The organism is uncultured Microbacterium sp., assembly GCF_963521695.1.
Taxonomy (GTDB): Bacteria; Actinomycetota; Actinomycetes; order Actinomycetales; family Microbacteriaceae; genus Microbacterium.
The window spans coordinates 1-11,348 of sequence record NZ_CAUQWC010000100.1; the positions used below are offsets into that span (position 1 = coordinate 1).

The 11,348-nt window shown below is 69.3% G+C and carries 10 protein-coding genes; 5 read left to right on the forward strand and 5 right to left on the reverse strand.

Translation table 11 applies throughout. The features are described 5' to 3' along the window. Positions 1-2,451, reverse strand: a 2,451-nt coding sequence (locus RWP81_RS09085; RefSeq protein ID WP_399540570.1) for an amino acid adenylation domain-containing protein, incomplete at its 3' end; no start/stop codon positions are given. Positions 2,452-2,617: 166 nt separating this feature from the next. On the opposite strand from RWP81_RS09085, the gene pstS reads away from it, so the two are divergent. The 4 genes from pstS (at position 2,618) to pstB (ending at position 6,685) form a co-directional block, all read left to right on the forward strand. Continuing rightward, positions 2,618-3,730, forward strand: a complete 1,113-nt coding sequence (gene pstS, locus RWP81_RS09090; RefSeq protein WP_314455120.1) for a phosphate ABC transporter substrate-binding protein PstS — start codon at positions 2,618-2,620, stop codon at positions 3,728-3,730. Positions 3,731-3,809: 79 nt separating this feature from the next. Further along, positions 3,810-4,754, forward strand: coding sequence for a phosphate ABC transporter permease subunit PstC (gene pstC, locus RWP81_RS09095; protein WP_055956509.1), 945 nt, complete (start codon positions 3,810-3,812; stop codon positions 4,752-4,754). Between the two features lies 1 nt (position 4,755). Beyond that, positions 4,756-5,865, forward strand: a complete 1,110-nt coding sequence (gene pstA, locus RWP81_RS09100) for a phosphate ABC transporter permease PstA (protein WP_314455126.1) — start codon at positions 4,756-4,758, stop codon at positions 5,863-5,865. A 40-nt stretch (positions 5,866-5,905) separates the two neighbouring features. After that, the gene (pstB, locus tag RWP81_RS09105) at positions 5,906-6,685 is read left to right on the forward strand and encodes a phosphate ABC transporter ATP-binding protein PstB (RefSeq protein ID WP_055956505.1); all 780 of its coding nucleotides are present in this window, start codon (positions 5,906-5,908) and stop codon (positions 6,683-6,685) included. 114 nt (positions 6,686-6,799) lie between these two features. Here pstB and RWP81_RS09110 read toward each other — a convergent pair whose 3' ends face one another. The 4 genes from RWP81_RS09110 to sigK all read right to left on the reverse strand — a co-directional run bounded on the left by RWP81_RS09110 (position 6,800) and on the right by sigK (position 10,094). Continuing rightward, entirely contained in the window at positions 6,800-7,684 is an 885-nt protein-coding gene (locus RWP81_RS09110) for an aminodeoxychorismate lyase (protein WP_314455130.1), read from the reverse strand. Positions 7,685-7,980: 296 nt separating this feature from the next. Then, positions 7,981-8,619, reverse strand: a complete 639-nt coding sequence (locus tag RWP81_RS09115) for a DNA-directed RNA polymerase subunit beta (RefSeq protein ID WP_314455134.1) — start codon at positions 8,617-8,619, stop codon at positions 7,981-7,983. A 78-nt stretch (positions 8,620-8,697) separates the two neighbouring features. After that, the gene (locus RWP81_RS09120; protein WP_314455137.1) at positions 8,698-9,507 is read right to left on the reverse strand and encodes an anti-sigma factor; all 810 of its coding nucleotides are present in this window, start codon (positions 9,505-9,507) and stop codon (positions 8,698-8,700) included. Next, positions 9,504-10,094, reverse strand: coding sequence for an ECF RNA polymerase sigma factor SigK (gene sigK / locus RWP81_RS09125; RefSeq protein WP_399540571.1), 591 nt, complete (start codon positions 10,092-10,094; stop codon positions 9,504-9,506). The genes RWP81_RS09120 and sigK overlap by 4 nt, the downstream gene beginning before the upstream one ends. 321 nt (positions 10,095-10,415) lie before the next feature. Here sigK and RWP81_RS09130 point away from each other — a divergent pair, with 321 nt between their 5' ends. Continuing rightward, complete coding sequence (locus RWP81_RS09130; protein ID WP_314455142.1) at positions 10,416-11,090, forward strand: fasciclin domain-containing protein; 675 nt, start codon at positions 10,416-10,418, stop codon at positions 11,088-11,090. The last annotated feature ends 258 nt before the right edge of the window (positions 11,091-11,348 follow it).

Below are 11,348 nucleotides of genomic sequence, written 5' to 3' on the forward strand. Positions count from 1 at the left end.
CGACTGATCGGCCTTGACACGGCCGAACACCGCCGAACCGGGAGCGATCTCGGCGCGACGGCCGATACGGGTGCCGGGGGCGAGGGTCGAACGCGCACCCACCGTGGCATCCGCTCCGATCCGCACCTCGCCGATGCGCACGAGGTCACCGTCGATCCAGTACCCCGTCAGATCGACCTCCGGCTCGATGGACGCACCGTCGCCGACCTCGAGCATGCCCGTGACGGGCGGCAGGGCGTGCAGGTCGACGTTGCGGCCGATCCGCGCGCCCAGTGCCCGGGCGTAGTACGACACCCAGGGGGCTCCGGCCAGGCCCACGGCATCCACCTGATCGGCGATCTGCTCGGCCAGCCAGAGTCGAATGTGCACCCACCCCCCGCGGGGATAGTCGCCCGGACGAACGTCCGCCAGCAGAAGACGAGCGGATGCCACGGCGATCGCCATGCGCCCGAACGGGGTCGCGAACACCAGCAGACCGCCCACGAGCACGGGCCAGGGCACGCTGGGCAGCACGTCGAAGCCCGGGACGAGCTGCAGGATCGCCGAGGCGGTCAGCAGGTAGAGCAGCCAGCGCACCCCGGAGAGGATGAACAGGGGCGCGCCGAGGAGCGTCTGCGCCCACTGCGTCGTGCGGGGTGTGGGAGCGGCACGGTGGAACTCCGCAGGTGCCTCGTCGGCGAGCTGCGGACCCAGCGCCTTGGCCATCGCACCCAGACGCGGTACGTCGTAGATGTCGGCCACCGAGAACTCCGGCACCCGCGTGCGGATGCGCGAGACGAGTTGCGCTGCGGCGAGCGAGCCGCCGCCGAGGTCGAAGAAGTCGGTCTTGCGCTCGGTCACGGGAAGACCCAGTACCGCCTGCCACTGCTCGGCGAGCCAGCTCTCGTCGGCGGTGAAGTCGGTGGCGGCGGGGGCATCCACACCCGGCAGGGGCCACGGCAGCGCGGCGCGGTCGACCTTGCCCGAGGTGCGGACGGGCAGGGCGTCGACGACGCCGAGGAGGGGGATGGTCGCCGCGGGGAGCCGCTCGGCGAGCGCCGCACGGGCGGCCCCCCGGTCGAGCTCCACGCCCTCGTCCATGACGAGGTAGCCCACGAGCACCGGCACGCCGGCCTCGGTCGTCCGGACGGCGACGGTGGCTGCGCTGACCCCCGAGAGATCCTGCAACGCCGATTCCACCTCGCCGAGCTCGATGCGGCGCCCGCCGACCTTGACCTGGTCGTCGGCGCGCCCCTGGAAGACCAGTCCCTCGGGCTCGAAGCGCACGAGGTCACCGGAGCGGTAGGCGCGGTCCCAGCCGAGGGTCGGCATGGGCGCGTACTTCTCGGCGTCCTTCGCCGGGTCGAGGTACCGCGCGAGGCCGACGCCGCCGATGATCAGCTCGCCCACCTGGCCCTCGGCGACCGGGAGGCCCTCGGCATCCACCACGGCGAGCGCCCATCCGTCGAGCGGTAGGCCGATGCGCACGGGCAGGGAACCGTCGAGCGGGGCGGCGCAGGCGACGACCGTCGCCTCGGTGGGGCCGTAGGTGTTCCACACCTCGCGCCCGTCGGCGACGAGCCGCGCGGCGAGTTCGGGCGGGCACGCCTCGCCGCCGAAGATCAGCAGTCGCACGTTCTCGATGGAGTCCGCCGGCCACATCGCCGCCAACGTCGGAACGGTCGACACCACCGTGATGCCCTGGCGCAGCAGCCAGGGCGCGAGATCCTCACCGGAGCGCACGAGCGACCGGGGCGCCGGCACGAGGCACGCCCCGTGCCCCCACGCCAGCCACATCTCCTCGCACGAGGCGTCGAACGCCACCGACAGACCCGCGAGTACGCGGTCGCCGGGACCGAGGGGCTCCTGCTGCAAGAAGATGCGGGCCTCGGCCTCTACGAACGCCGCGGCCGAACGGTGCGAGACCGCGACGCCCTTGGGGACGCCGGTGGAGCCGGAGGTGAAGATGATCCATGCGTCGTCGTCGACGGTGGGCGGGGCGACGATGGGCACCGCGTTGGTGCTCGGGTGGGGGGCGTCGCCGTCGTACAGCCGCACGAGGTCGGCATCCTGCGCGACGAACTCCCCCTCCCCCGCGACGATGCCGCGAACGCCCGCCTCGCCGAACACGAGGCGGGCGCGGTCGTCGGGATCGTCGGCATCGACGGGGACGTAGGCGGCACCCGCTGCCATCACCGCGAGGATCGAGACGTAGAGCTCCTTCGATCCCGAGGGCATGCGCACGCCGACCCTGTCGCCGCGGCGGACCCCCGCCTCGTGCAGGGCCGCCGCCGTCCGCCACACGCGCGCCAGGAGCTCGCGGTAGCTCAGGGCACCCGAACCGTCATCGATGGCGGACGCCTCCGGATGCCGAGCGGCGACGTCGGCGAGGAGGTCGATGAGGGTGCGCGCGGCAGGCGCGGCACCGATGCGATCGAGGGAAGCCTGGGCGGCGGAGGCGGGGATCGTCACGGAGGTGAACAGTACAGCGCCGAGGGAAACACCCCGGAATGGCGGGGCTGGTTCACCGCCCGTTCACCCGAGGGGCGCACTCTCTTAAGGATCGCTCTTTAGCGTTCCCGGCGAGCCCCCAACGGGGCTCACCTCACAGCTCCCGATATCCCGAAGGACTTTCATCGTGAAGATCACTCGCTTCGCCCAGCTCGGCGCGCTCACCGCCGTCGCCGCTCTCGCCCTCGCAGGCTGCGCCGCGAACGAAGGCGGCAGCACCGGCGGCAGCAGCGGCGACACCGGCTCGAACCTGTCGGGCGAGGTCGCCAGCGGTGGTGCGTCGTCGCAGGAGGTCGCCGTCCAGGCATGGACCGCCGGCTTCCAGACGGCCAACTCGGGCGTCACCATCACCTACGACCCCGCCGGCTCGGGTGCCGGCCGCGAGTCGTTCCAGGCGGGCGCCTTCCCCTTCATCGGTTCGGACCGCGCGTTCAACGACGAAGAGATCGCCGCCGGTGGTTTCGGCGCCTGCGCCGACGGCTCGGGCATCGTCGAGCTCCCGACCTACATCTCCCCGATCGCGGTCATCTTCAACCTCGAGGGCGTCGACTCGCTCAACCTCGACGCCGCGACCGTCGCGGGTCTGTTCGCGGGCACCATCACCAACTGGAACGACCCGGCCATCGCCGCCCTGAACCCGGGCGTCACGCTCCCCGACCTGGCCGTCACCCCGGTCCACCGTCAGGACGACTCGGGCACCACCCAGAACTTCACCGACTACCTCTACCAGGCCGCCCCCAGCGTCTGGACGTCGGAGGCCGACGGCGAGTGGCCGCTCACCTCCGGTGAGGCCGCCAACGGCACCTCGGGCGTCGTCTCGGCCGTGTCGGGCGCCAACGGCACCATCGGTTACGCCGACGCCTCGCGCGCCGCGCAGGAGGGTCTGTCGACCGTCGCCATCAAGGTCGGCGACGACTTCGTCTCGTACTCGCCCGAGGCCGCTGCCGCGATCGTCGACGAGTCGCCGTTCGTCGAGGGCCGCGCCGACGGCGACCTCGCCATCGAGCTCGAGCGCACCTCGCAGGAGGCCGGTGTCTACCCCATCGTTTTGATCAGCTACATGATCGCGTGCGAGCAGTACAGCGACAACAACACGGCCTCGATCGTGAAGTCCTTCCTCGAGTACGTCGCGAGCGAAGAGGGTCAGACCGCCGCCGCCGACGCCGCGGGCAGCGCCCCCATCAGCGACTCGCTCCGCGAGCGCGTCAACTCGGCGATCGACCTGATCGTCACCCAGTAAGACCCTCTGAGACCCGGCCCGGAGCACACGCAGGCTCCGGGCCGGGTTCTCGCCCGTTCTAGACCCGAGACAGGACGACATGACCACCACCACGGCTCCGGCGCCACAGAAGCCGAAGCAACGCCCGGGAGACCGCGTCTTCTCCGGCACCGCCCTCTTCGCCGGCTCCATGATCCTCGTCACACTCGCCGCGGTGACGATCTTCCTCGTCGCCCAGTCGATCCCCGGGTTCACCGCCACCAGCGAGAACGCCTCGATCCTCAGCAGCGACTTCTGGTCGTACGTGGGCCCCCTCGCCTTCGGCACGATCTGGGCGTCGATCCTCGCGCTCATCATGGCCGTGCCCCTTTCGGTGGGCGTGGCTCTCTTCATCTCGCACTACGCGCCCCGCCGTTTGGCACAGGGCCTCGGATACGTCGTCGACCTGCTGGCCGCCGTCCCCTCCGTCGTCTTCGGTCTGTGGGGCATCCTCGTGCTCGCGCCGGCCATCCAGCCGGTCTACGCCTGGCTCAACACCAACGCGGGCTGGTTCCCCTTGTTCTCCGGAACGGTCTCGGCCACCGGTCGCACGATCCTGACCGCCGCCGTCGTCCTCGCGGTGATGATCACCCCGATCATCACCGCCATCTGCCGCGAGATCTTCCTGCAGACGCCCGTCCTCCACGAGGAGGCGGCCCTCGCCCTCGGCGCGACGCGCTGGGAGATGATCCGCATGGCCGTCTTCCCGTTCGGTCGCAGCGGCATCGTGTCGGCGTCGATGCTCGGCCTCGGCCGTGCCCTCGGCGAGACCATGGCCGTCGCGCTCGTCCTCTCGGCATCCGGAGTCGTCACGCTCCAGTTGTTCACGTCCGAGAACCCCAGCACCATCCCCGCCAACATCGCCCTGACGTTCCCCGAGGCCTACGGCTTCAACGTCAACGTGCTCATCGCAACGGGTCTCGTGCTCTTCATCGTCACCTTCGCGGTCAATGCGCTGGCGCGCTACATCGTCAGCCGCCGCAAGGAATTCTCGGGAGCGAACTGACATGACCGCCACGTCCACCGCGCCGCGCACCCCGGCGACCGCGACACCCACGCGATCGACCAACAGCCTCACCAGCGGTCGCCTCCCCTCGTGGGCTCCGTGGGTGACCCTCGCCGGCAGCGCGGGCCTCGCGGCCCTGCTCCTGGGCATCGTCTCCCTCGCCGCGAGTGCTCCGTTCAACATCGCGGGATGGGCGGTCGTCGCCGCCATCCTTTACCTGATCCTGATCACCACCACCTCCTCGATCATCGAGGGGCGACGCAAGGGCGTCGACCGTCTGGTGACGGGCGTCGTGGTCATCGCCTTCGGCATCGCCATGGTCCCGCTCGTCTCGGTCGGCGTCACGGTCGTCACCAACGGCGTGAGCGGCATCAGCGCCGAGTTCTTCAACTCGTCGATGCGCAACGTCGTCGGCGAGGGCGGCGGTGCCCTGCACGCGATCATCGGCACGGTACTGATCACGCTGGCCGCAGCCGTGATCTCGATCCCGATCGGCATCTTCACCGCCATCTATCTGATCGAGTACGGCGCCGGCAAGCGTCTCGCGCACGCGATCACCTTCCTCGTCGACGTCATGACCGGCATCCCGTCCATCGTCGCGGGTCTGTTCGCCTATGCGCTCTTCGCTCTCTTCCTCGGCCCCGGGGTGCGCATGGGCATCATGGGCGCGATCGCTCTGGCGGTGCTGATGATCCCCGTCGTCGTGCGCTCGACCGAGGAGATGCTGCGACTCGTCCCCAATGAGTTGCGCGAGGCGTCGTACGCGCTCGGCGTACCCAAGTGGCTCACGATCAGCAAGGTGGTCCTGCCGACGGCCGTGGCGGGCATCACCACCGGTGTGATGCTCTCGATCTCGCGCGTCATCGGCGAGACCGCGCCTCTGCTGCTCACGGCGGGGGTCGCCACCTCGGTGAACTACGACCTGTTCAACGGCCGCATGATGACGCTGCCGGTGTTCGCCTACTCCCAGTACATGAACCAGGGCATCCCCGCGTCGGCCTTCATCGACCGCGCCTGGGGGGCGGCTCTGGTGCTCATCGTCATCGTCATGGTGCTGAACCTCGTCGCGCGCGGCGTGGCGAAGTTCTTCTCCCCCAAGCTCGGCCGCTGACCGCGGCACGTCGACCCGACCAGAAATCACCCGAGGAATCGTGTCCAAAAGCATCGAAGTAAACGACCTGAACGTCTACTACGGCGACTTCCTCGCTGTCGAGGGCGTGTCCCTCGACATCGAGCCCCGCACCGTCACCGCCTTCATCGGCCCGTCGGGTTGCGGCAAGTCGACCTTCCTGCGCACCCTCAACCGCATGCACGAGGTCATCCCCGGCGCGCGCGTCGAGGGCTCCGTGCTGCTCGACGGCGACGACCTGTACGGTTCGGGCGTCGACCCCGTGCTGGTGCGCCGCCAGGTGGGCATGGTGTTCCAGCGCCCGAACCCGTTCCCCACGATGTCGATCCGCGAGAACGTGCTGGCCGGCGTCAAGCTGAACAACCGACGCATCGCCAAGTCCGACGCCGACGCGCTGGTCGAGAAGTCGCTCAAGGGCGCCAACCTCTGGAACGAGGTCAAGGACCGCCTCGACAAGCCCGGCTCGGGCCTGTCGGGAGGTCAGCAGCAGCGTCTGTGCATCGCCCGCGCGATCGCCGTGTCTCCCGACGTCATCCTGATGGACGAGCCCTGCTCGGCACTCGACCCCATCTCGACCTACGCGATCGAGGAGCTCATCGGCGAGTTGAAGAGCGAGTACACCGTCGTCATCGTCACGCACAACATGCAGCAGGCATCGCGCGTCAGCGACAAGACGGCGTTCTTCAACATCGCCGGCACCGGCAAGCCCGGAAAGCTCATCGAATACAACGACACCTCCACGATCTTCACCACGCCGTCGGTGCAGGCGACCGAGGACTACGTCTCGGGCCGCTTCGGATAAGCGTCTGAGGCCACGCGAAAGCCCTGCTTCGGCGGGGCTTTCGTCGTTTCCGGATGCCGCGCACATGCGCCGCCTCACGACGACGCCCCTCCCCCGGGCGACGGGCGCTCCGGATCAGTCCCGTGGACTCAGCAGGTAGGCGTTGAACTCGTCGGTGAGAGCCCTGTCGACCGGGAGCGCCCGCCCGTCGACCGCGGAGACCGGGGCCGCGAGACGCACGCTCGACAGCAGCCACGCCGCATCCGCGTCCGCGAGCTCGGAGACCGGGACCGTGGCGTAGTCCGTGGCGAAACCCCGCCGTTCGAGATGCGCGAACAGACTCAGCTGGGTGGTGCCGTGCAGGATACCGACGCTCGGCGCGGGTGTGACGAAGCGCTGACCGACGCGCAGGACGACGGATGCCGTGGGCGCCTCGAGCACGAAGCCGTCGCTGCTGACGAAGACGGCGTCATCGGCCCCACGGCGTTTCGCCTCACGGATGGCGGCCATGTTCGTCGCGTACGACAGGGTCTTGGCCCCGAGCAGCAGCCACGGCGCGCGGGCGGGCACGTCGAGGGCGTAGCCGCGGTCGAGGGTCGCGACGCGGACGCCGTCGATGCGCGCCGCCGTGTTGTCGGGCGCGTCGGCGAGGGTGATCCAGGCGGTCGGTGCGTCGGTCCCCTCGACACCCCGGCTGAGCAGGAGCTTCATCACGTTCTCGCCCCGGCCCGCCTCACGGGCCACCGTCACGATCGCCTGTCTCCATTGCGCGAGGTTCGGCGCGGGCAGATCGCACAGCTGGGCCGAGTGGGCGAGGCGCTCGAGATGAGGCTCGACCTCTTGCGGGTGGGCGTCGACGACGCCGAGCGACTCGAAGACGCCGTCACCACGTTGGGCGCTGAGCTCGCCGATGGGAAGAGCGGGAGCGAACGGGTCGATCGCGCGGAACGTGTCGACGAAGGACTCCCTCCGCTCGACGGATGCCGCGGGGTCGATGCGGAGAGCGGAGCGCCAGGCCATGCAGCGAGCCTACGCGGCGGTTCCGACACGCCCGGGGCTTGTCAACGGGGCCGCGGGTGGGAATGACTCGGGCTCGCCCTTGTTACACTTTCCTAGCCGGGCCGCAGTAACCCCGGGCTCCATCTTTTGCCGCTCTGAGCGGCCATGCGCCGAGAGGCGTTCTGCGGTCCGGCACCCAATCCCCTCCAGGTACGACCCTGTGCGAATCTCGCACCCGGCTCGCCGGCCCGTCGAGGAGACCGGGAGCTGCCGTCATCCGGTGCTCCGCGCGCTGCCGCCCCGGCCGCCCCGCCGACTCAGGTGAGCGCGTCGCGACGCCACAGCGCCGCGCACGCCGACAGGTCTTCGGCGTAGGTCGCCAGGCGCAGGGCTCGCGTGGTCAGCGCGCTCGCGCGCTCCGACTCCGTGTTCTCGTAGTCGTCCGCGAGGTGGGTGGAACCCGCTGCCTGCACGCGGCAGAAGGCGGCCGCACGATCGAGAGCGACGGCGAAGTCACCCTCGAACAATCCGCGCAGGATCGTGTCGATGAGGCGCACCAACTCCTCGGGCCCCGCGGGTGCGGGGGCGCCCGCCACCACGGCATCCACGGTGGCGATCTCGACCCGGCCGCGCTCGTACAGCAACGCCGCGGTCGCCGCGTCGTCATGGATCATGAGCTGCAGCAGGTACAGCCGCCAGAGCGCGCCCGGAAGCGAGCGGGCGGGCGACCGCGACCACAACTCGGCGATGTCGTCGATGCCGTGGTCGTCGGTGAAGGCCACGAGGCGCTCGACGACGTCGACCGAGGGATCGGCGCGCACGCGAGAGAGGAGTGCGTGAGCCGTGCTGTGGGCCACACGCGACACCTCGGCGGGATCGTCCGCCGCGAAGAGGCGGTCGAACAGTTCGGCGGGGCGCCGCACCGGCTTGTGGAACTCGCGAGAGGAATCGCTCATCCATCCAGGCTAGGCGGTCCCCCGCCGCCCGCGGGTCGGGACCCGCCCCTCGGCCGGGCCCCGCCTCGGGTGGTCGTGTCAGGCCGTGGCGACGGCGACGACCGGGTCGGTGCTCGGCGTTCCGTCGGGCGACCCGCCCGCCGGCTCGATCGTGACAGCGATCACGTCACCGGCGCGCATTTCTCCCTGCAAGACAGCTGTGGCCTTGCCGTCGGCGTCGGGCTGGAACGTCCCTGCCGCGATCGGGGTCTCACCGCGGACGAACCACAGCTCGTACGTCGTGCCGTCGGCAAGCTCCGGCATCCCGTCGGTCACCAGCACACTCTGTCCCGTCGACGGCGACCAATGCGCCGTCGCGACGGTTCCGTCGGACATCGTCGCCGAGGCCGACTGCGCGTCGGGGGCGTCCTCGATCTGCTGCAGGGCGACCACCGCTGCGGGAGGCGCGAAGAACTGACTGACGGTCACCGCACCGAAACCGAGCACCAGCACGGCTGCGAACGACGCGGCGAGGGCGAACCATCGCTTCGTCCCCCATCCCGTACGGCCGGACGAACGGAGGGCGACGGGCTCACGCACGGTCGTCGCCGGGGCGATGCCCAGAGCAGCGAAATCCTCGTCTTCGGCGGAGGTCCGCACCTCCCGTGGCTCCGCTGACTCCTGCGGGAGTTCCGAGATGCGGGCGAACAACGACGCGCGCACGGCGGACGGTGGCTCGACCGGTTCGACGGAGGCGCTGAGAGCGGCGACGGTGTCGACTGCTCCGCGCACGTGATGGTCCCACTGTGGATTGCCCGCGAGAGCCTCCTGGTACGCGCGTTCATCTGCCTCGGATAACGCATTCAGCGCATGTCCGACGGCGAGGTCGGCGAAATCCCTCTCGTTCACTTGTCCACCCCCATCTCCATCCTCAAACGCGACAGACCGTCACGCATCCTGGTCTTGACCGTACCGAGCGGCGCCCCGACGAGGGTCGCGATCTCACTTTGGCTGTACCCACCGAAATAGGCCAGCGTGAGCGCTTCCTTCTGAGCTTCGGGGAGCGTCGCCAGTGCATCGACGACGCGCCGCCCTTCCATTTTCAGTTCCACTTTCTCGGACACGTTGTCGTAGGCGACATCCATATCCCGGAAGCCCGCGCGTACGTCCCGATCAACGCTCGACTGCGACGACCGCACGCGGTCCACCGCTCGTCGATGCGCGATCGTGAGTATCCACGATCTTCCCTGGCCTCTATTCGGAGTGAACTTCGCAGCGGATTGCCAGATCTCGAGGAAGACCTCCTGCAGCACCTCTTCGCTCTGCGACCGGTCGACCAGGACGCGCCGGATGAGACCGAAGGCGCGGGCGGCGAGGGAGTCGTACACCTCGGCGAAAGCAGCACGGTCGCCGTCCGCGACACGCAGCAGCAGGGTGCCGATGTGATCGACCTTCTCGAGCCCCTCGTCGGGCAGGTCGAAACCGTCGATCACCATGACATCCATCATTCCGTACTGCCGGGACGATTCCTGTACGCGCGCGCGAGCACGCGAAAGGTCTGCCCGAACCGTTACATAGGCCGTCCCATCGGCGATTCCTACGAACCGGAAAATATTCCGAAGAATATTTATAACCCGCTGATCTGCGCTTTTTCGGTCTCAGGATGCCGAGGAACGACCGGATGGGAAACATTTCGCAATCCGTTCCCCGGGGGGTCCCGAAGACCCTGTGTAAGCCGCTCCACGGCGAACCGCCCCTCGCACCGGGGTGTCCTTGACGGGTCGCAGACGCGATCCGAACGATTTCGGAGGAATGTCATGCTCACCAACAAGAAGCCTGTCGTCGCCGGTCTCGCCCTCGTTCTGGGCTCGGCCTTCGCTCTCACCGCATGTTCGGGCGGCACCACCTCGGGTGGCACGACCACCGAGGAGAGCACCGCCCCCTCGATGGAGGCGTCGCCTTCGATGTCGGCCTCGGCATCCGCGATGGACCCGGCCGCCAACCTCGTCGGCCCCGGTTGCGCCGGTTACGCCGAGACCGTCCCCTCGGGTGCCGGTTCGGTTGCGGGCATGGCCGCTGACCCGGTCGCCGTCGCCGCCTCGAACAACCCGCTGCTCACCACGCTCACCGCGGCGGTCAGCGGACAGCTGAACCCCAACGTGAACCTGGTCGACACCCTCAACGGCGCCGAGTTCACTGTCTTCGCGCCGGTCGACGACGCGTTCGCCAAGATCGACGCCGCGACCATCGAGACGCTGAAGACCGACACCGACCTGCTGACCTCGATCCTCACGTACCACGTGGTCCCCGGCCAGATCGCGCCCGACGAGATCGATGGCACCCACACCACGGTTCAGGGCGCCGACCTCACGGTCGCCGGCTCGGGCGACTCGATCACCGTCAACGACTCCTCCAACGTCATCTGCGGTGGCGTCCAGACGGCCAACGCCACGGTGTACCTCATCGACACGGTGCTGATGCCCCCGATGTAATTCCTCGACGCGTGAGTGATCACGCGCTCGACCGATCGATGACCGATCGGATCTGACGGCGAGAGCCGGACCCCAGGCGAGGGGGTCCGGCTCTCGCTCTTTTCGTGCGTCAGTCGGCGCCGACGATGCGCACCATTTCGTCCTGCACCATACGTGCCGCCGTGGGGCCGGCGTTCATGAACCACGGGTCGAAGTCGACGGCGACGGTACGTCCGCCCGACACGGCGTCGAGCGTGGGCCACAGCGGCGCCTCCTCGA